The sequence below is a fragment of the Nesterenkonia aethiopica genome, assembly GCF_039534665.1.
GTDB classification, from domain to species: Bacteria; Actinomycetota; Actinomycetes; order Actinomycetales; family Micrococcaceae; genus Nesterenkonia; species Nesterenkonia aethiopica.
In genome coordinates this window covers 57,580-78,428 of record NZ_BAAAVT010000001.1, presented here as the reverse complement: position 1 = coordinate 78,428, position 20,849 = coordinate 57,580, and the positions used below count along the sequence as shown (strand labels likewise).

19 protein-coding genes are annotated in these 20,849 nt (G+C 69.0%); all 19 read right to left on the bottom strand.

The window, feature by feature from the left end; translation table 11 throughout:
* Positions 1 to 128: 128 nt before the first annotated feature.
* Positions 129 to 398, bottom strand: a complete 270-nt coding sequence (rpsO, locus tag ABD658_RS00395) for a 30S ribosomal protein S15 (RefSeq protein ID WP_070161073.1) — start codon at positions 396 to 398, stop codon at positions 129 to 131.
* Between the two features lie 204 nt (positions 399 to 602).
* Positions 603 to 1,358 (bottom strand): class I SAM-dependent methyltransferase, encoded by a 756-nt coding sequence (locus ABD658_RS00390; protein WP_344683663.1) that lies wholly within the window; start codon positions 1,356 to 1,358, stop codon positions 603 to 605.
* Between the two features lie 150 nt (positions 1,359 to 1,508).
* A complete protein-coding gene (locus ABD658_RS00385; RefSeq protein ID WP_311023723.1) occupies positions 1,509 to 2,501 on the bottom strand; it encodes a bifunctional riboflavin kinase/FAD synthetase in 993 nt (330 codons plus the stop codon).
* Between the two features lie 64 nt (positions 2,502 to 2,565).
* The gene (locus ABD658_RS00380; RefSeq protein WP_344683666.1) at positions 2,566 to 3,069 is read right to left on the bottom strand and encodes a hypothetical protein; all 504 of its coding nucleotides are present in this window, start codon (positions 3,067 to 3,069) and stop codon (positions 2,566 to 2,568) included.
* Between the two features lie 13 nt (positions 3,070 to 3,082).
* Positions 3,083 to 3,466: a hypothetical protein gene (locus ABD658_RS00375; protein WP_344683668.1), complete on the bottom strand. Its 384-nt coding sequence runs from the start codon at positions 3,464 to 3,466 to the stop codon at positions 3,083 to 3,085.
* 67 nt (positions 3,467 to 3,533) lie between these two features.
* On the bottom strand, positions 3,534 to 4,523 hold the full coding sequence (gene truB / locus ABD658_RS00370; protein WP_344683670.1) for a tRNA pseudouridine(55) synthase TruB: 990 nt from the start codon (positions 4,521 to 4,523) through the stop codon (positions 3,534 to 3,536).
* A gap of 15 nt (positions 4,524 to 4,538) precedes the next feature.
* Complete coding sequence (rbfA, locus tag ABD658_RS00365; protein WP_311023717.1) at positions 4,539 to 5,027, bottom strand: 30S ribosome-binding factor RbfA; 489 nt, start codon at positions 5,025 to 5,027, stop codon at positions 4,539 to 4,541.
* 125 nt (positions 5,028 to 5,152) lie between these two features.
* Complete coding sequence (infB, locus tag ABD658_RS00360) at positions 5,153 to 8,023, bottom strand: translation initiation factor IF-2 (protein ID WP_344743574.1); 2,871 nt, start codon at positions 8,021 to 8,023, stop codon at positions 5,153 to 5,155.
* 202 nt (positions 8,024 to 8,225) lie between these two features.
* Positions 8,226 to 8,495, bottom strand: a complete 270-nt coding sequence (locus ABD658_RS00355; protein WP_237090035.1) for a YlxR family protein — start codon at positions 8,493 to 8,495, stop codon at positions 8,226 to 8,228.
* Between the two features lie 190 nt (positions 8,496 to 8,685).
* Positions 8,686 to 9,690, bottom strand: a complete 1,005-nt coding sequence (gene nusA, locus ABD658_RS00350; protein ID WP_344743572.1) for a transcription termination factor NusA — start codon at positions 9,688 to 9,690, stop codon at positions 8,686 to 8,688.
* Between the two features lie 104 nt (positions 9,691 to 9,794).
* A complete protein-coding gene (locus ABD658_RS00345; RefSeq protein ID WP_344682195.1) occupies positions 9,795 to 10,337 on the bottom strand; it encodes a ribosome maturation factor RimP in 543 nt (180 codons plus the stop codon).
* Positions 10,338 to 10,599: 262 nt separating this feature from the next.
* Positions 10,600 to 11,670: a hypothetical protein gene (locus ABD658_RS00340; RefSeq protein ID WP_344682197.1), complete on the bottom strand. Its 1,071-nt coding sequence runs from the start codon at positions 11,668 to 11,670 to the stop codon at positions 10,600 to 10,602.
* A gap of 245 nt (positions 11,671 to 11,915) precedes the next feature.
* On the bottom strand, positions 11,916 to 12,719 hold the full coding sequence (locus ABD658_RS00335; protein WP_085437476.1) for a TSUP family transporter: 804 nt from the start codon (positions 12,717 to 12,719) through the stop codon (positions 11,916 to 11,918).
* A 12-nt stretch (positions 12,720 to 12,731) separates the two neighbouring features.
* Positions 12,732 to 14,537 (bottom strand): proline--tRNA ligase, encoded by a 1,806-nt coding sequence (locus ABD658_RS00330; RefSeq protein ID WP_344682199.1) that lies wholly within the window; start codon positions 14,535 to 14,537, stop codon positions 12,732 to 12,734.
* Positions 14,538 to 14,612: 75 nt separating this feature from the next.
* Positions 14,613 to 15,680, bottom strand: a complete 1,068-nt coding sequence (locus tag ABD658_RS00325) for a hypothetical protein (protein ID WP_344682201.1) — start codon at positions 15,678 to 15,680, stop codon at positions 14,613 to 14,615.
* Between the two features lie 177 nt (positions 15,681 to 15,857).
* A complete protein-coding gene (gene arfA / locus ABD658_RS00320) occupies positions 15,858 to 17,408 on the bottom strand; it encodes an arabinosylfuranosidase ArfA (protein ID WP_344682203.1) in 1,551 nt (516 codons plus the stop codon).
* Positions 17,409 to 17,500: 92 nt separating this feature from the next.
* Complete coding sequence (locus ABD658_RS00315; RefSeq protein ID WP_179542354.1) at positions 17,501 to 18,391, bottom strand: carbohydrate ABC transporter permease; 891 nt, start codon at positions 18,389 to 18,391, stop codon at positions 17,501 to 17,503.
* On the bottom strand, positions 18,388 to 19,356 hold the full coding sequence (locus ABD658_RS00310; protein ID WP_344682205.1) for a carbohydrate ABC transporter permease: 969 nt from the start codon (positions 19,354 to 19,356) through the stop codon (positions 18,388 to 18,390). Before ABD658_RS00310 ends, ABD658_RS00315 begins: the two co-directional genes overlap by 4 nt.
* Positions 19,353 to 20,684 (bottom strand): extracellular solute-binding protein, encoded by a 1,332-nt coding sequence (locus tag ABD658_RS00305; RefSeq protein WP_344682207.1) that lies wholly within the window; start codon positions 20,682 to 20,684, stop codon positions 19,353 to 19,355. The genes ABD658_RS00310 and ABD658_RS00305 overlap by 4 nt, the downstream gene beginning before the upstream one ends.
* Between the last annotated feature and the right edge of the window lie 165 nt (positions 20,685 to 20,849).

Here is a 20,849-nt window from a genome sequence, read left to right as displayed (position 1 = left end):
CGTGCCTGTCTCTCATAGTCTCGCATACAGAACAGGTGACTCCCACGGTCATTCGACCGCGTGTGGAGCCACCTGTTCCGTCAGCTTGGTATCAGCGTCTGCACGCCTGCCCTGGTGCCTTCAGACACTCACCGGCGGATGCCGAGGCGCTTGATCAGCGCACGGTACCGCTCGATGTCGTTGTTCTGCAGGTACTTGAGGAGGCGGCGACGACGACCCACCAGGATCATCAGGCCACGACGAGTGTGGTGGTCCTGCTTGTGCGACTTCAGGTGCTCCGTGAGGTCGCTGATCCGACGGGTCAGCACGGCGACCTGAACCTCAGGCGAACCGGTGTCGCCCTCGTGGGTCGCGTACTCCTTGATGATCTCCTGCTTGACAGCGGGATCCAAAGCCATGGGATTGCTCCTTGATGGTTGTACCGCGATCAGGTGCCGGACACTGTGGGGCGTTCGCCCCTCAGGATTCCGGTGCTGGCCACCGCGGACTGCAGCACAGCAACGCTCCACTTTACCGCACATGCCGCGATCGGGGCGAATGAGACCCCGCACGGCCACGGGACAGGCGCTCCACAGGTCAGGAATGAGGCACGGACCCGCCTCTCACCGGCGCTGCGCCGTGTGCAGCACAGTGAGGTACGGCAGCTCGACGACGTCGTCGCCGGCCAGCCCGGTGTGCTCGTCCAGGTACCAGTCCAGGTTCTCCCGACGCCGGGCACGTTCCTTCGGACCGGCCCGGAGCCAGGAGCTCATCGTGGCGGCCAGGCGGCGGACGTCGTCGGCGGTCAGCCGCCGCGACCAGGTGAACTCCTCGGTGCGCGGCGGCGCGAACAGCCGCGGGTCCAGCGGAGGGCTCCAGCCGGGACGGTGCACGTCCCCGGCGCGCATGATGCGGGTCAGCCGGTGCACCCACGGGTCGGAGGTGTCCAGATGGTTGGAGACGATCGCCAGCGCTCCACGCTCGGCCAGGATTCGATGCGCCTCCCGCTGCACGGCCCCGGTCTCGAACCAGTGCCAGGCCTGGGCGGCGACCACGACGTCGACCGCGCCCTGCTCCAGCCCGGTGTCCTCCGCCGAGGTGAGGTGCACCTGCAGCCTGCGTCGCAGCTCCTCGTCGTCGTCAACGGTCTCCTGCAGCACCTGGGTCATCGGGCCACTGGGCTCCACCGCGTGCACGCGCGCCACACGATCCTCGCCCGCCGCCAGCAGCTGGCGTGTCAGGATGCCGGTGCCCGCCCCAACGTCGGCCACCCGCAGCGGGCCGGAGACCCTCGCGACCGGACCGAGGATCGCCTCCACGACCTGCTTCGGGTACCGCGGCCGCAGCTCGTCATACTCACGCGCCGCCGCGAGACCCATCTGCTCGCCGTACGCCCCGCCCAGCAGGCGACGTCGCCCCGGATCGGCGATGATGACCTGCTCTCCAGGCCTCAGCTTCGGCCGATTCGGGACGGCACGGTGCGGCGGGTCCGCGGCGGGACGGCCCGGCTCAGGAGAGGGCGGCAGGGCTCAGCCCTCCACCGCCGGGACCGGCCGCGCATCCAGGTGCTCCGGGTCATCGGTGCCCAGCGTGAGCTTCGCGCGCGCCACGTCCTCCTCCATCTGGCTGATCAGCTGCGGGATCCCCTCGAAGGCGACCATGCCGCGCAGCCGGTCGATGAACTCGACCCGCACCTGCTGACCGTAGAGATCGAAGTCCTCGACCTTCTCCTTGGGCCTGCCGATCACGAAGGACTCCACCACACGCTGCACACCGTCGAAGGTGGGATTCGAGCCCACCGAGATCGCTGCGGGCCAACGCCGCCCGTGGCCGTCGGTCAGCCACCCGGCGTAGACGCCGTCGGCGGGGATCATGCCCTCCGAGTCCTGTCCGAGGTTGGCGGTGGGGAATCCCAGCTCCCGCCCACGTGCGGCACCATGGACCACCTCGCCGAGCACCGCGTGGGGCCGGCCCAGCACCTCGCGGGCGGAAGCGACGTCACCGGCGGCCAGCGCCTCCCGCACCCAGGTGGAGGAGCACCGGCGGTCCCGGCCGAAGTCCTCGACACCCACGACGGTGAACCCGTACTGCTCCCCCAGCTCCACCATCGTCTCGAAGGAGCCGGTGTTTCCGCGTCCGAAGCGCACATCATGGCCGACCACCACCACTCGGACGTTCAGCGCGTCCACGAAGTACTGCTTCACGAACTCGGCGGGAGTCAGGGCGGCCAGGTCGAGCGAGTAACGGATCATCAGCATCGCGTCGATGCCGGTGGTGGCCAACCGATAGATCTTCTCCTGCACCCCGGTGATCATCTCCGGGCACTGGTGCGGCCGGTGCACCTGCGCCGGGTGCGGGTCGAAGGACACGGCGACGGCGGAGGCCTCATGCTCGGCGGCCGCGGCGGCCAGCTGGGTGAGGACCTCCTGATGCCCCAGGTGGACGCCGTCGAAGTTGCCGATGGTGACCGCCGTCGGACCGAGGTCCGCGGGAACCTCATCCAGGCCGTTCCAATAGTGCACGTGTCTCCTCAGTTCTGCAGGTGGTGCGTCGGCGTCATTGCCGCTCCCCATTATGGAGCACTCGTCAGCCGGCGCCCATTCCCGACGACGGCGGCGCCCCCGGCGCGTCCCGCCCCGGACGATGGCTCAGAAGCCAGTACAGGCCGATGAACGGCAGCACCAGGGGCACGAAGCCATAGCCCTGCCCGAAGTGCGACCACACCGTGGCCTCGTCGAACAGCTCCGGATCCAGATACGTCCAGGCCCCGACACCCAGCACCCCGACCATCTCGATCAGCACCGCCACCAGCGCGGCCCGCCACGCCAGTACCGACGTGCGGGCCAGGGCGAGGGTGGCGAACACGTAGACCAGTGCCGCGAAGGCGCTCAGCAGATACGCCACCGGGGCATCCTCGAAATGCGCGAAGATCTGATACAGCGCCCGCGCGGTGGCCGAGACCGCGAAGATCCCATAGGCGGTGATGATGAGCATGCCCACCCCCCGGTTCCGGGGTGTGGGTGATGACCGCCGCTCGACGCCGGGGGCCGAGTCGCGGCCGTCCTCAGAGCTCAGATGCTTGTGGACCATCACTCTCTTCTCTTCAGCAGGCACAGGGAGCCGTCGCACTCCCCCACCAGATGACTTCCATGCGATAGACCATCACGAACACCACCAGGCCGACGAAGCTCATCACCAGGTTCGACCAGCGGGTCTTGTCGATCATCGCCCAGACGAACACTCCCGCCGGCAGCAGCAGGGCGGTGAACACGTAGCCCCAGAACTCCCAGGCCTCCCCCGCGATCGACGCATCGAAGCCCAGCTGACGCACGGCGGCGTAGATGCCGTAGACCACCAGGAACAGCTCCACGGCGGCGAGGCTGATGATCGAGGAGTCCGCCGGGTGGCGGCGCAGCGCCGTCATGACCCAGCAGATCAGCGTGGAGGCGGCACACACGACCGTGCCGATGATGAACATCAGGGTCATACTGCTCCTCCTGCCGGACGGTACTGGACGATTCTCTCAACCTCTACAGCCTGTAGAAACCTACGCCCTACTGCGGGGCGAACACCAGCTCCGGCTTCGCCTGGAAGCTGACCTGCTCCGCAGCCGCAGCCCGCGCGGCATCACCGGAGGCAGAGGCGCCCTTCTTTGCCGGCACGTCCTGCAGCAGTGCGACCAGCTCGCCATCGGGCCCGAACGCCGCGGTGAGCCGATCCGGCTCCCCCGCCGCCCCGGTGCCGGAGGCGGTGATCCGGCGCCCGTGGCCCAGGTTCTCCGCCTCCTCCTGGGTGAGCTCGCGCCGGGAGAAGATTCTCGCGGCCGCCTCTGCAAGGTCCACGTAGCCGAAGTCCTCGGCCAGCTGCTCCAGGGTCAGCGCGTTCTCGATGCGGTACGGCCCCACCGCCGTGCGACGCAGCGCGGTCAGATGGCCGCCCACCTCCAGGGCCTCCCCCAGATCACGGGCCAACGCCCGCACATAGGTGCCCGAGGAGACGTCCACCTCCACGTCGACGTCGACCATCCGGCCGCCCTCGAGACGGCGCACCTCCAGCACGTCGAACCGGTGCACGGTCACCGGGCGGGCCGCCAGCTGCACGTCCTCGCCCCGGCGCGCCCGATCATAGGCGCGGCGACCGTCGACCTTGATCGCCGAGACGGTGGAGGGCACCTGCTGGATCTCCCCGGTCAGGGCCTCCACCTCGGCGTCCAGCCGCTCCCGGGAGACCGCATTGGCGAACCGCGTGGCCACCACCTCGCCGTCGGCGTCGTCAGTGGTGGTGGACTGGCCCAGCCGGATGGTCGCCGTATAGGTCTTGGAGACCCCCACGATATGGGTCAGCAGCCGGGTGGCTCGATTGATCCCGACCACGAGCACCCCTGTAGCCATCGGGTCGAGGGTGCCGGCGTGCCCGACCTTGCGGGTGCCCGCCAGCCGACGGATCCGCCCGACCACGTCATGGCTGGTCCAACCGGCCGGCTTGTCCACCAGCACCAGGCCGGAGCCGACGGCGATCTCCTCGGCGCGCTGCTTCTTGCCCATAGGTGCGGCAGCCCCTCAGCGTCCGTCAGCGGAGTCGGTCCCCTCGGACGCGGCACCCTCGGCGCCGGACCCTGCGGACTCACCCTCGGCGAGCGAACGGTACGGGTCCTCCCCTCCGGCCGGAGCGGCCTGCTCCCGCAGAGCGGCGACCTTCTCGTCCTGCTCCTTGGCCTTGCGCAGCAGGTCCTCCAGATGCGCGGCGGACTCCGGGATCTCGTCGGCGACGAACTCCAGAGTCGGGGTCAGGCGGATGGTCAGCTGCCGGCCAACCTCGTGCCGCAGCACACCCTGGTGCGCGGCGAGCACCTCCTCGGCACTCCGGCGGGCGTCGTCGTCGCCCATGACGGTGTAATAGACAGTGGCATGCTGCAGGTCATTGGTGACGCGTGCGTCGGTGACCGTGATCAGCTCGGCGCGCTCGTCCTTGACCCGACGGCGCAGCGCCTCGGCGACGATCACCTTGATGCGCTGCGCGAGCCGTGCCGCGCGTGCTGGATCAGCCATGATGGCCTCCTTGAAAAGTCGAAAGATGAAACCCAGCCTAGGACAGTCCCAGGCCAGACAGGGACACCTCCGGGGACCGCATCGCGTGGATGCGACCCCCGGAGGTGTCAGACGTCACAGGACGCTCAGGAGCGCGGAATCTCCCGCATCTCCCAGGTCTCGATGACATCGCCTGCGTTGATGTCGTTGAACGACCCCAGGCCGATACCACACTCGAAGCCGTCGCGGACCTCGGTGGCGTCGTCCTTGTAGCGGCGCAGCGACTCGATGGCCAGGTTGTCCGCCACCACATTGCCATCGCGCACCAGACGCGCCTTGGCGTTGCGGCGGATGACGCCGGAGCGGACGATCGAGCCGGCGATGCTGCCGAACTTGGAGGAGCGGAAGACCTCGCGAATCTCCGCGCTGCCCAGCTGCACCTCCTCGTATTCCGGCTTCAGCATGCCCTTCAGCGCGGCCTCGATGTCATCGATGGCGGCGTAGATGACCGAGTAGAAGCGCATGTCCACGCCCTCCTGGTCAGCCAGGTCCTGGACGCGCTCCGCAGGACGGACGTTGAACCCGACGATCACCGCGTTGTCCACAGTGGCCAGGTTGACGTCGTTCTGCGTGATCGCACCCACGCCGCGGTGGATGACCCGCAGCTGCACCTCGTCGCCGACGTCGATGCCCAGCAGCGCGTCCTCCAGCGCCTCGACGGCACCGGAGACATCGCCCTTGAGGATCAGGTTCAGCGTGTCGATCTTGCCCTCGGCCACGACCTGGTCGAAGTTCTCCAGGCTCACGCGCTTGCGACGCTTGGCCAGCATCGCGTTGCGCTCGGCGGCCTCACGCTTCTCCGCGATCTGACGGGCCGTGCGGTCGTCCGGAGTGACCAGGAAGCTGTCACCGGCGCGCGGCACCGAGGACAGACCCAGCACCTGCACCGGACGTGACGGCACGGCCTCCTCGACCGCGTTGCCGTTCTCGTCGAACATCGCACGCACACGGCCGAAGGCGGTGCCGGCGACCATGTTGTCGCCGACCTTCAGGGTGCCGGACTGCACCAGGACGGTGGCCACCGGACCGCGGCCCTTGTCCAGGTTGGCCTCGATGGCGACGCCGCGGGCCTCCTTGGACGGGTTGGCGGTCAGCTCCAGCGCCGCGTCGGCGGTCAGCAGGACCGCCTCGAGCAGCTGGTCGATGTTCGTGCCCTGGATCGCGGAGATGTCGACGAACATGGTGTCGCCGCCGTACTCCTCCGGGATCAGCTCGTACTCGGTGAGCTGACCACGGATCTTGTCCGGGGCGGCGCCCTCCTTGTCCATCTTGTTGACCGCCACCACGACCGGCACATCGGCCGCCTTGGCGTGGTTCAGCGCCTCCACCGTCTGCGGCATGACGCCGTCGTCGGCGGCGACCACCAGCACCGCGATGTCGGTGACCTTCGCACCACGGGCACGCATGGCGGTGAACGCCTCGTGACCGGGGGTGTCGATGAAGGTCAGGCCGCGCTCCTGGCCGTCGTGCTCCACGTGGACCTGGTAGGCACCGATGTGCTGGGTGATGCCTCCGGCCTCACCCTCGGTGACGTTGGAGTTCCGGACGGCGTCCAGCAGACGGGTCTTACCGTGGTCGACGTGACCCATGACGGTGACCACCGCGGGGCGGGCCTCCAGGTCGTCCTCGTCCTCGGCCTCGGCCTCGGCCGCCAGGTCGATGTCGAAGGACTCGAGCAGCTCACGGTCCTCGTCCTCGGGCGAGACGATCTGGACCTTGTAGCCCAGCTCCTCACCGAGCAGCTGGAAGGTCTCCTCGTCCAGGGACTGGTTGGCGGTGGCCATCTCGCCGAGCTTCATCAGCACCGTGACCAGTGCTGCCGGCTCGGCGTTGATCTTCTCCGCGAAGTCGGCCAGGGAGGAGCCGCGACGCAGCCGCAGGATCGTGGTGCCGTCGCCCTTGGGGACGCGGACGCCGCCGATCTCACGAGTCTGGCGCTGCTCCATCTCCTGGCGCTTGGCGCGCTTCGACTTCCGGGACTTCGAACGGGACGGACCGCCGCGCCCGAAGGCGCCCGCCGTGCCGCCGCGTCCACGTCCACCACGACCCCGCGGCGGACCGCCGGCGGGAGCACCAGGACGGCCGGGACCGCCGCCGGGCCCGCCACGACCTCCTGCCGGGGCAGGCGTCTGGCCGGGCATCATGGACGGCTTCGGACGGGCTCCGCCGCCCTGGGCCGGGCCCGGACGCGGACCGCCGGGACGCGGGCCGCCCTGCGAGGGGGCACCCTGCCGGCCGCGGCCACCGCCGGGACGGGGGCCGCCGCCACGCTCGGAGCCCATACCCTGCTGCGGGGCGAACGGGTTGTTGCCCGGACGCGGACCCTGACGGGAGCCGGGGCGAGGGCCTCCGGATCCGCCCGGACGCGGAGCCGGACGCTCGCTGCCGCCCATACCCTGCTGCGGGGCGAACGGGTTGTTGCCCGGACGCGGACCCTGACGGGAGCCGCCGGGCTTCGGAGCGCCGGCACCCGGCTTGGCGCCGGGCTTGGGCGCGCCCTTCTGGGGGGCGTCGGTGCCCTGGGCGGGCGCCGAGGGGCCGCCGTCTTCGCGAGGAGCCTTCGGCGCCTGAGCCTGAGGCTCCTGGGCGGCGGGCTTCTGCTCGGCCGGGCCGGGAGCAGGCTTCTGCCCCGGCTTGGGACCGGGCCTGACCGCACCGGGCTTGACCGAGCTGGGGGTCGGCGCAGAACCTGCGCCGGGCTTCGGGGCAGGCTTCGATGAGGCGCCTGCCGGGGACCCGTCCTTCGACGCGGGGGCGCCGGAGCCCTTCGAGGACTCCTTCTTGGCGCCGTCCTTCTTCGCGCCGGGGAACGCCGCACGGAGCTTCTTGGCCACCGGGGGTTCCACCGTGGATGACGGGGACTTCACAAATTCGCCCATCTCCTGCAACTTGGCAAGAGCATCTTTGGACGTGATGCCGAGCTCCTTGGCGAGCTCGTGTACGCGGGCCTTGGCCACATTACTCCTTGTCTGGCCCGCACAGTGCCCCGCCGAGATCAGCGGGGCTGATGTCAGCGGTTCACCGGACGGAGCCGTCGAACGTTCTGAGATTCATGACGGAGTCACTCAGGGATGTCTTCACTGGGCACTCATCCGTCGGTGCTCATCGGGTGTCCATCTCTTTCCAACCCGCTTTCATCTGGTGTGTGCTGGGACATCGTCAGCTTCGGCGTCTCGACCGCGCGGCGGCCTCGACGTCGTCGAAGCTGAGGGACTCGACGCTGACAGGTCGGCGGAACGCCCTCGAGAAGGCCTTCCGCCGCACTGCTGTGTCGAAGCATTCCTGCTCCGGATGGATCCACGCCCCGCGGCCGGGCATCCGACCTGCGGCGTCGACCACCACGCGTCCAGGCTGTGAAGCCTCACGGCGCCGACCGGGCGACCGGTCGACATCGGGCTCCGCGGCCTCGGGCGCCAGCGCGAGTCTCACGACGTCTCCCTGCTCAACCCGTCGGCGACAGCCGACGCAGGTGCGGACAGGGACCATGACAGTCTACCCCCTCAAGGTGGTCACTGGAGAATCATCCTGCGACACGTCCCCCACGGGCGGCGCCGGTCACCGTCATGGCGGAGGTCCACCGGTGGGTCAGGGGACGCGGCGACTCCTCAGTCGTGATGGGTCAGGGGGCGTCCGGCGCAGCAGGGGCCGCCGGCGTGTTGGGGGCGGCGTCGGAGGCGATGTCGATCCGCCAGCCGGTCAGCTTCGCGGCCAGGCGGGCGTTCTGCCCCTCCTTGCCGATGGCCAGCGACAGCTGAGAGTCCGGGACGATCACGCGGGCGGAGCGGGCGTTCTCGTCCAGGATCGTCACGGAAGTGACCTTCGACGGCGACAGCGCGTGGGCGATGAACTCCGCCGGGTCGTCGCTGTGATCGATGATGTCGATCTTCTCCTCGTTGAGCTCCGTGGTCACCGCCCGGACCCGCGAGCCCATCGACCCGATGCAGGCGCCCTTGGCGTTGATGCCGGACTGCGTGCTGCGCACTGCGATCTTGGTGCGGTGGCCGGCTTCCCGAGCGATCGCCGTGATCTCCACCGTGCCGTCGGCGATCTCCGGCACCTCATGCTCGAAGAGCTTCTTCACCAGGCCCGGGTGCGAGCGGGACAGCGTGATCGAGGGACCCTTGAGCCCCCGGTGGACGTCGACCACGAAGGCACGAAGCCGCGAACCGTGCGAGTACACCTCGCCGGGGACATGCTCCTGCGGAGGCAGCACCGCCTCGACCGAGCCCAGGTCCACCTGCACCATATGGGGGTTCCGCCCCTGCTGGACGATGCCGGAGATCAGCTCGCCCTCGCGGCCCTTGAACTCGCCGAGGACCTGATCGTCCTCGGCGTCCCGGATGCGCTGCATGATGACCTGGCGGGCAGTGGAGGCGGCGATGCGGCCGAAGTTCTTGGGAGTGTCGTCGAACTCGCCCAGGACCGTGCCGTCCTCGTCGAACTCCTTGGCCCAGACGGTCACATGACCGGTGGACTGATCGATCTCGGCCCGGGCGTGCTTCAGGGCGCCCGGAGACTTGTGGTATGCCAGCACGAGTGCCTGCTCGATGGCCGGTATCAGCTTCTCGAGGGGAATGTCACGCTCTTTGACGAGCATGCGCAGGGCGCTCATATCGATATCCACTTGTTCCTCCAGTTCGCCCGGACATCTCTGGCCCGGTCCGATCGTTCTGTGCTCCGTCGCTGGTCATCCGACCGGGGGTCCGGTCGGCTCATCGCTCGGTATGGTCACTCCGTGTGGGAAAACTCTACCTGCACCCGGGCGCGGCTGATGGCATCGAAGGGAAGCTCCACCGGCTCGCTGTACTTCACCGGCATCCCCTTCTTCGGCGCCGGCCGCTGCTCGGCGACCACCACGCCGTCGTCGGTGACCTCCTGAAGACGGGCCAGCATGTCCGGCTGTCCCTCCCGCTCCAGCTCCAGCAGCCGGCCGATGTTGCGGGCGAAATGCCGCGGCTCGGTCAGCGGACGGGTAGCCCCGGGCGTGGAGACCTCCAGCTCGTAGGAGGTGAGGTCCTCCAGCGCCTCCGCCTCGTCCAGCGCCGCGGAGATCGCCTCGGAGACGGCGGCCACGGAGTCCAGGTCGACCTGCTCGGTCCCGGTGGCGTAGTCGACGACCACCCGTACCGTGGCGGTGGCCCCGTCGACCAGCTCCACTTCCTCCAAGAGCAGGCCCTGCGCAGAGACGATCGGCTCGATCACGGGGAGCAGCTCCGCGGCGCGGGGGTCGCGGGCCTTCTCCCCCTCACGGGGTCGGCGAGGGGCGGCCATGGTGTCTACCTCCGACATCGGGTGCTGGTGCGCCTCGATTGTATCGGCCCAGGACGGCGCCTTCTGCCACGCTCCCCCGGCTGCGCCAGGGGCACCGCTCAGCGCACTGCCACTGCCACTGCCACTGCCACTGCCACTGCCACTGCCACTGCCACTGCCAGGTGAGCGTCCCGCCTCCCCAAGATTTCTGCGCCCCTGCCAGCTAACAGGGGCGCTCTCATCAGATGGGGGCAGGAGCGCGGGGCGAGCAGGCGATCGTCTGTCACAGCGGCGGGACGCCTGCCGTCCGAAGGATCCTGCCGAGAACGTGCTGTCGCCAGGCCTCCGGCCAGCACCACCGCACGACCCCCAGCCCCATAGACCTCAGCTGGTCCTCCCGAATCTTCTCCTCGAAGACCACCTCGGCGACGTCGCGACCGGTGAGATCTCGAGCCCTGGTGTACTTCACCTTGCCGTCGAATTCGCCGACCAGCCCGAGGGACGGCCACCAGAAGTCGACGCGTGCACGGCCGCCATCGGGCAGATCGAACTCCTTCTGCAGCTCTGGCAGGAGCAGGCCTGCCTCGACCATTCGTGCACGGGACAGCGACTCCCCCGGTGACTCCGCCGCCGGATCAGACACCTCCCACGCAAGGGTCCACCGCTGCGTGGCCATCCGTGACGTGAGGAGATGCTCCCACTGTCCGAGACTGTCCTGGGAGAGCTCGGTGAGACGTCGATGGCGGCCAGCTCGGAGCGCATCGAGCACGACGACGGCCTCATCGAACCTGAGTCGCGGAAGCGTGTCCATCACTGCGGCCTCCAGCAGCTCCACGCGGAGCACCTGGCCGAGCCCTGGAGGGCCACCGAGCACCTCGACATCCAGGGACGGTTCTGGGGTCAAGACGCGTCGTGTACTGACGCCGTTCAGATCATGGGCCGTGAGCCGCCGCCCCTCGGGACCGCGTTCCCGCGACAGCATCTGGCGGACGACGGCGTCCGACGCGGCACCGGTCAGCGGCGCGGGGCTTCGCCGCCCCACTTGCTGCCGCCGAAGCGTCCGGATGTGGACGTCCCGGGGAGTGCGGAGCAGCGGGAGCCCGTGCAACGCCAAAGCGGTCTCCCGGCAGAACACGCTCGCCGGGCGCCACAGCGCATGGGCGGCCGCCGTCATGAGGTGTCGGTCCCAGGGGTAGGCCTGAAGCCACGACGAAGCGGGGACGTACACGCTCCGCCGCAGGCGCAGCATCTCTCCCCGGCGAACTGCCTGGCTCAATGTGCTCGTCGAGTGGGTCCCGTCCACCTGGAGGCGTGAACGGATGAGCTGCATGGCATCCGCGGGGGCCGTCGTCATGAAGTCCATCCCATGACCCTTCAGGACGGAGGGCCCTCTCCGCGATACCCATCCGGTGTCTGTGGAGAGCCCGGGCGCTTCCCACCATCCTGTGGAGTACTGCGCCAGAGGTCGCCCGGGCCCGCCAAGCCGCCTCATCAAGATGTCTGATCCCCGCGAAGATGCAAGGGGATCCGACATCTTGTCGGGGCGGGGCGGGCCGGGGACGGACTGAGGACGGACGGGGGGCGGGCCGGAGGAGCCGCTCAGCCGAACCAGGTGACGATGAGGTCCCAGCTCAGGTTCGCTACCAGCGCGAAGACCACGACCAGGAACACCACACGCACGAACCGCGACCCCTTGGCGATCGCCATCCGCGCGCCGGTGTATCCGCCGAGCATGTTCGCCACGCCCAGCAGCAGTCCGATCGCGATCAGCGCGTGGCCGGCGGGTCCGAAGTACAGCAGCGCGCCGAGGTTCGTGGCCGCGTTGACGATCTTGGCGTGCGCCGAGGCGTTGAGGAAGCTGTACCCGAGCACGGTGACCAACCCGATGATCAGGAACGTGCCCGTCCCCGGGCCCAGCACACCGTCATAGAAACCCACCAGCAGGCCGATCAGCACCGCCCGGGAGACGTGCCCGAGCCCCACATGGCGCAGCTTCTCCAGCTGGCCCACGTTCGGCTTGGCCGCCGTGAAGATGCCCACGGCCAACAGCGCCAGCACGATCAGCGGCAGGATCACCGCCTCCGGAAGCCACGCGGCCACCATCGCCCCGCCGAAGCTCGCGCACAGGGCCGCGAGCGCCGTCGGCCCGGCCGTGGTCAGGCTGGGTTTCACGCGGCGGATGTAAGTGATCGCCGAGGTGGTGGTGCCGAAGATCGACCCCAGCTTGTTGGTGGCCAGCGCCTGCACCGGAGTGATGCCCGGCACCGTGAGCAGCACGGGCAGCTGCAGCAGCCCACCGCCGCCGACGACGGCGTCCACCCACCCGGCGGCGAAGCCCACCACCACCAGCAGCAGGATCGTCAGCGGCGAGATCTCGGCGAATGAACCGAGAACGACCTCCACGTGCGCCGGCCGTCAGCGCAGCGAGGAGACACGCTCGACGACGGCCGTGACGGCGTCGTCGACCGGCACCTGCTCGGCCTGTCCGGAGCGGCGGTCCTTCAGCTCGATCGTCCCCTCGGCCAGGCCGCGGCCGACCACCACGATGGTGGGCACACCGACCAGCTCGGCGTCGGAGAACTTCACACCCGGCGAGACCTTGGGCCGGTCGTCGAACATCACGGACACGCCCTGGGCCTCCAGCGAGGCCACCAGGGTCTCGGCGGCCTCAGCGATGGCCGGATCCTTGCCGGTGGCCACCACGTGCACGTCGGCCGGAGCCACGGAGCCGGGCCACACCAGGCCCCGCTCGTCGTTGTTGGCCTCGGCGATCGCGGCCAGCACACGGGTGACGCCGAAGCCGTAGGAGCCCATGGTGACCGTGGAGAGCTTGCCGTTGACGTCCAGGACCTGCAGCCCCAGAGCCTCGGCGTAGCGCTTCCCCAGGTGGAAGATGTGCCCCAGCTCGATGCCGCGGCGGGTGCGCAGCGGCCCGGAGCCGTCCGGAGCGGGGTCACCCTCCTGGACCACCACAGACTCGATGACGCCGTCCCAGGTGAAGTCCCGCCCGGCGACGAGACCGAAGACGTGCTGGTCCCGGTGGTTCGCTCCGGTGATCCATCTGGTGCCCGGCACCACGCGCGGGTCCACCAGGTACGGGATGCCGCTGGCGGCCTCCTCGCCGAGCACCTGCTTCTCCAGCTCCAGGCCGGGCCCGATGTATCCGCGGACCAGCAGGGGGTGGGCCTCCAGGTCCTCCGCGGTGGCCGCCTCCACGGTGACCTCGCCGGCCGCGCCGAGGTGCTGGCCGACGGTGGCCTCCACGCGCTTGAGGTCCACATCGCGGTCACCGGGCACGGCGATCACCGCCACGCGCCGCTCCCCGTCGGGCATGACGACGGCGATGACCACGTTCTTCAGCGTGTCCGCCGCCGTCCACAGCCGGTCGGGGCGCGGGTGGTCGGCGTTCGCCGCAGCCACCAGCGTCTCGATCGTGCCGGTGCCCGGCGTGTGGTGCACCTCGGCCGGGGGCAGGCCGTCGACGGAGATCTCCTGCGGGGGCACCGTGGTGACGGCCTCCACGTTGGCGCGGTAGCCGCCGTCGGACTCCACGAAGGTGTCTTCGCCGATCTCACAGGGGAAGAGGAACTCCTCGCTGGCGGAGCCGCCCATGGCCCCGGAGACGGCGTCCACCGGGACCACGTCCAGCCCCAGGCGCTCGAAGATCCGCAGGTAGGCGGCCCGGTGCGCGTCATAGGCCGCTCGCTGGTCCTCCTCCTCGAGGCAGAAGGAGTAGGAGTCCTTCATGATGAACTCACGTCCGCGCAGCAGCCCGGCCCGAGGGCGGGCCTCATCCCGGTACTTGGTCTGGATCTGGTACAGCGAGACCGGCAGGTCCTTGTAGGAGGTGTAGAGGTCCTTCACCAGCAGGGTGAAGATCTCCTCATGAGTGGGGGCCAGCAGGTAGTCCGCGTCCTTGCGGTCCTGCAGCCGAAAGATGTTGTCCCCGTAGTCCTCCCAGCGACCGGTGGCCTCATAGGGCTCCTTGGGCAGCAGCGCGGGCAGGTGGATCTCCTGGGCCCCGATCCGGTCCATCTCCTCCCGGACGATGGCCTCCAGCTTGCGCAGCACCATGATCCCCAGCGGCAGCCACGAGTAGACCCCGGGCGCGGCACGGCGGATGTAGCCGGCGCGCACCAGCAGCCGGTGGCTGGCCACCTCGGCGTCCGCGGGGTTGTCGCGCAGAGTGCGGAGGAACAGATTCGACAGTCTCAGGGGCACGGTGAACTCAATTCCAGATCGTCGGGACTGCTGCCGAGAGGGAAGTCTACTAGGGCCCACCGTCGGTCCTGACCGTCAGGAGTCCTGGTCAGCGGAGTCCTCGTCAGCATCGGCGTCGGCGGCGTCGTCGGCACCCTCGTCCGAGTCCTCGCCGTTGGAGTCCTCCTCACCCTCGTCCTCGCCGTCGGAGTTCTCCTCACCCTCGTCCTCGCCGTCGGTGTCCTCCTCACCCTCGTCGTCGCCGTCGGTGTCCTCCTCATCCTCCTCCAGCGACAGGTCGTCGCCGGTCAGCTCCGACAGCACGACGGCCGCCTGCTCCTGCAGATCCTCCACCAGGTCCTCGACGTCGTCGTCCTCCGGCTCCTCATTCGGGGCTTCGGCCACGAGGACGATCTGCGAACCCTGGCGCAGCGCGACTGCGACCAGGTGGGTGCTCTCGTCTCCGACCGTCATCTCCTGGGTCAGTCCCAGCCCGGCGTCTGCGGCGGTGCCCACCGAGAGGAGCTCCAGCGCCACCTCCGTGAAGGGGGACTCGTCGCCCCCGACGTCACGGGTGACGGTGTAGGACTCGCACAGCTGCAGGCCGTCCTCCTCGCCCGCCAGGTAGGCGTCGGCGGAGCGCCAGTCTGTGAACGAGTACACGGTGGCCTCCCGCGCGCCGTCTGCCCCGTCGCTGTCCGAGTCGCCACCGGACTCGCCGTCCGTGTCACTGTCAGAGTCACCGTCGGAGTCGCCTGACCCACCGTCGTCCTGCTGGATCGCATGGGCCATCAGCGCGCCGTCGGGCAGCGGGCTGGCGGACTCCACCACATACTGCTTGCACTCCTGAGGGTTCACCCGGAGCCGCTGCAGCTCCGTCTCCAGGTCACGCAGACCCGGCAACACGTCATCGGTGTCCGTGATGCTCGCCCCGGTGAACTCGCTCTCGAGCGCCTCCCGCATCTCCTCATGGGAGAGCTGGCTGCCCTCGGGCTCCGGCGCGCTCAGCTGCTGGGCACCACCCGGGTCCCCGATGGCCCCTCCCCCGCCGCCGGAGTCCCGGACGGCGACGTCGTCAGCGCACCCGGTCAGCGCCAGCGCCACACCCACGGCCAGGACCGGGACCACACGACGGCGGCGGCGGCCTGGGGCTGACTGGGACATCTCGAAGGCTCCTCGCAGGGACGGCGGACGGCTCGGCAGGACGCTGCGGGCCCGATGGCCCACGCGCGCAGGATCCGTGTCCAGTATGGGGCCAGCCGCGGGACACCACCTGAACCGACGCGCGGACGGGCCGCGTGTCAGCCGAAGCTCACACGCGGCCCGTCGTCGCTCGCTCCCTCAGGCGGTGGCGACGTCCAGCTGCACCACCGCCCAGGACAGCGGCGGCAGCGTCGCCCGCAGCGCGCCGTCCTCCAGTCCCACCTCACGCAGGGGGGTCAGCCCGACGGCGTCCTGGTCGTCCAGCACATTGGCGGCCTTGCGGTCACGGCCCTCCGGGATGCTCAGCACCTCGGCGGAGACCACCGCCGTGGCATCCAGCCCGTGCAGATCCAGGGTGAGGTCGTTGGCCTCCTCCAGCGAGCGGTTCGCCACGAACAGCGACAGCCTGCCGGTGGTCTCGTCCCAGGTGGCGGCGGCGTCGACGACGTCGACGTCACCGAACCTCGTGGTGGAGACCTGGTCAGCGTCCACCGCCAGGCGCATGATCTGCCCGCGGGCCATGGCCGCGATGCGGGCGAAGGGCCAGAAGATCGACTGTCGCCAGGCGGGCCCGTCCTGCTCGGCCAGGATCGGGGCGATCACGTTGACCAGCTGGGCCTGGTTGGCGATGCGCACGCGGTCGCCGTGGCGCAGCAGCGAGTGCATCAGGGTGCCCACCACCACGGCGTCGGTGACGTTGTAGGAGTCCTCGATCAGCCGCGGGTGCTGCTGCCAGTCCTTCGCCACATTGTGCGGCTGGTCCTCGGTGTCCAGGCCTCGCTGGTACCAGACGTTCCACTCGTCGAAGGAGATGTCGACCTGCTTGGTGTGCTTGCCGGCGGCCTTCACGGCGTCGATGGTGGAGACCACGCCGTCGATGAAGGCGTCCATGTCCACGGCCTCGGCCAGGAAGGAGACGGCGTCGCCGTCGTGCTCCTGGTAGTAGGCGTGCATGGAGATGTAGTCGACCTCCTCATAGGTGTGGGACAGCACTGTGTGCTCCCAGGACCCGAAGGTCGGCATCCCCCGGTTCGAGGAGCCGACGGCGACCAGCTCCAGCGTGGGATCCACCAGCTTCATGGCCTTGGCGGTCTCCTGGGCCAGCCGGCCGTACTCGTCGGCCGTCTTGTGGCCGATCTGCCAGGGGCCGTCGAGCTCGTTGCCCAGGCACCACAGCTTGATGTCGAAGGGGTCCTGGGTGGTGCCGGTGGCGGCGCCGTTCTTCCGGCGCAGGTCCGACCAGTAGGTGCCGCCGGGGTGGTTGGCGTACTCCACCAGGGCGCGGGCCTCCTCCACCCCGCGGGTGCCGAGGTTGACCGCCTCCATGACCTCGACACCGGCCTCCCGGGCCCAGTCGACGAACTCGTGCAGGCCGAAGGCGTTGGTCTCGATGGTGTGCCAGGCGCCGTCGATGCGGGTCGGCCGGTCCTCCACCGGGCCGACGCCGTCCTCCCACAGGTAGCCGGAGACGAAGTTCCCGCCGGGGTAGCGGACCACAGTGGGGCCCAGCTCCTTGACCAGCTTCATGACGTCCTGGCGGAAGCCGCGCTGGTCGGCCTGCGGGTGGCCGGGTTCGTAGATGCCGGTGTACACGCACCGGCCCATATGCTCCACAAAGGATCCGAAGAGCCGGTGGGGGACATCCGCGACGGTGAAGGCGCGGTCGACGGTCAGATGGGCCTTGGACATGGGTCTCCTGTTCTTAAAGGGTGAGGGGATGTCTTGAGGGAGAGCAGAGAGCCCTCGACGGCGGCACCGGCGGCGCCGCCGGGGTGGGGAGGTCACTTCCCGCCGAAGCCGGTGGTGGCCACGCCCTGGACGATCTGGCGTTGGAAGAAGAGGAACACCACGATCAGGGGCAGCGCGGCCAGCACAGCCTGGGCCATCACCTGGGCATAGGCGACGCCGTAGGCGCTGATCACGGTCTGCAGTCCGACCGGCAGCGTCATCAGCAGCGTGTCGTTGATGATGATGAACGGCCACAGGAAGTTGTTCCAGGCTTGGATGAAGACGAAGATCGACACTGCGCCGAGGATCGGCTTGGACAGCGGCAGCACCACCGACCAGAAGACCCGGAGCCGTCCGGCGCCGTCCACCCGGGCGGCGTCCTCCAGCTCGATGGGCACTGCGTCGAAGAACTTCTTCAGGATGAACACGATCGGCGCCATGACCACCTGCGGCAGGATCAGACCCCAGTAGGTGTCGACCATGTTGAACGCCAGCATCTGGTAGTACAGCGGGATGATCAGCACCTGCGGCGGCACGATGATCGACGCGATGACGGCGAAGAACACGGTGGCCCGGCCGCGGAACTGCATCCGGGAGAACGCGTAGGCGGCCAGCGCGGAGATCGCCACGGTGAGGAAGGTGATCACCGCCGAGGTCCAGAAGCTGTTCCACGCCCAGATGTAGACGTTGCCCTCGGAGAGGACCGTGTCGAAGGCCGCGAAGGAGATGCCCTCCGAGCCGATGAGCGTCAGCCGACCGGAGGCGGCGTCGGTCTCGGTCTTCAACGAGGTGGCCACGGCCCACACGAAGGGCAGGAGCCAGACCAGAGCCATCACGGCCAGGGCGATGAAGGCCAGGATGCGGGCCGGTGTGAAAGGCCCCTCCCCCGGCTTGTAGCTGCGCTTGACGCTCCCGATCTGCGGGAGTGCTGCCGTGGTGGTCATCGCTGCCCCTTCCTGCGGTTGAGGATGCCCATCTGGATCACGCCGACCACGACGATCAGGGCGAAGAACACGTACGAGATGGACGCCGCGTAGCCGAAGCGGTAGCCGACGAAGCCGGCCTCGAAGATGTACTGCACGATGGGCCGCGAGGTGTCCGAGGAGATCCCGCCGAGCATCTGGTAGGCCTGGTCGAAGAGCTTCAGCGAGGCCAGGATCTGCAGGATGAAGATCACCCCGGTCACGGGCAGCAGCTGCGGAATCGTGATCGACCAGAGCTGGCGCCAGCGGCCGGCGCCGTCCACCGCCGCGGCCTCGTACTGGCTCTCCGGGATGTTCTGCAGTGCGGCCAGGTAGAGCAGGAAGTTGAAGCCGACCGTCCACCACACGGTGGCGATGGTGATGGAGATCAGGTCCAGGTGCGGGGTCTGCAGCCAGGCCAGCGGCTCCAGCCCGACGGTGGAGAGCACCGCGTTGGCCGCGCCGATCTCCGGGTTGAAGATCCACGCCCAGATCTGTGAGATCACGGTGGAGGCCAGCAGGAACGGCATGAAGAAGGAGAGTCGCCACAGCCACTGCCCCGGCAGGCCAGTGTTGACCAGCAGGGCCATGACCATCGCGAAAAGCACCAGGGGCACAGTGGAGATGATCGTGAACCACACGGTGTTGCGGATCGCGCCCCACATCGTGGAGTCGGCGAAGGCCTCGGCGTAGTTGTCCAGGCCCACGAAGTTCCCGCCCGAACCGGCCAGCGACTGGTCGGTGAAGCTCAGCCAGGCGCCGTGGAGCATCGGCCAGACGACGAACATCAGGAACGCGATCATGAAGGGGGCCAGAAAGGCCCAGGCCACCAGGCGCTCCTTCCGGCGTGCGGCCCGTTCGCCGACCTGGGCGATGCCGGTGCCGGGCGGTGCCTTCTCGTCGAGGCGGTCGGTCTTCTCGGTGGTGGTCATTCGGATGTCGCTCATACCTGCTCAGCCCCCTCCGGGTCCACAGGGTTCGGGCTCGCCAGGATGGAGTTCACCAGGGAACGGAAGTCCTCCAGCGCTCCCTCGAAGCCATCTCCGGCCGTCACGGTGGACTGCAGGATCTGGCCGACGTCGTTGGTGAAGTTCGCCCCGGAGCCGGTGAACCAGGCCGCCGGGTCATAGACGAGTTGGTCGGCCGCGTCCGCGTAGTTGGCCTGCGGGAGCAGCTCGTCATACTCCGGGCTGTCCACGATCGGCAGGTACGCCGGGATGTGGCCGGCCTCGGCCCAGCTGAAGGAGCTCTTCAGCAGCTCAGAGACGAACTCGTAGGTGTGCTCCCGAGCTTCGGGGTCCGGGTCGAGCTGATGCGGCAGCACCAGCGAGTGGGAGTCCGCGTAGGTGGCCGGCGTGCCGTAGAGGGTCGGGATGGTGGTGGCGTCCAGCGGGAGGCCCGCGCCCACCATGGTGGGGAGCTCCCAGACGCCGGTGAAGAACAGCCCGGTCTGCCCGGTGGAGAACCCGGCCACTGCCGAGTCGTAGTCGGCGCGGGTGGAGGCGATGGTGCCGTCCACCAGCCGGCTCATCAGCTCCAGGGAGTTGACGAAGGCGTCGTCGTCGATGACCGCCTCGCCGCCGTCGGGGAACTCCATGAGGTGCCCGTGCTGGGCGTAGAGCGTGTAGAAGAGCCTCCAGAGCTGGGCACCATCACCCAGGAACCCGAAGGACAGGGCGTTGCCCCCGGTGACGTCGACGATCGACTCGCAGAGTTCGACGAACCGGTCCGGGCTGTCCGGCCGGGTGATGGTGCCGTCGGACTCCAGGACGCCGGCCTGCTCACAGATGTCCGTGTTGTACATCATGATGAACGGATGGGCGTCGAGCGGGACGCTGTAGAGCTGACCGTTCACGATGCTGTTCTCCCACATGGGCCCGGTGAAGGTGGACTCATCGAGGTCGACCTCGGCGAGGCGGTCCAGCTCCCAGGGATCCAGCAGCCCGCCAGGGACGTAGCCGGGCACGCGGGAGGCGTGCATGACGGCAACCTCGGGGGCGCGTCCGCCGGACCCGGCCATCGCCAGCTTCGTGTAGTACGGGGTGCCCCAGGCCAGCACGGTGGGGCGGACGAAGAAGTCGTCCTGGGAGTCATTGATGCCGTCCAGCAGCTCGGCCATGGTGATGCCGTCGCCGCCGCTGAGCAGATGCCAGAACTGCAGGGTGGTCCGGTCAGCGGGCCCGACGTTGGGCGCGCATCCGGCCAGCGCGGCGGCTCCTGCGCCGGCGAGCGCGCCGCCGAGGAGCTGCCTCCTGCTGAGGATGGGTCGTCTCATAGATGCTCATTCCTTGGTCGGGACCATGGGGTCCGCAGGTGCGCCCCATCATCTTTACATCGATGTAATTCTGCCTCGGAGAACCCAGCCCCTTCCTTCCACGCTCGGCCGAGCGTGATCGAAGACAGGAATTCCATCGATGGAACTACGCCTCAGAGAATCTCC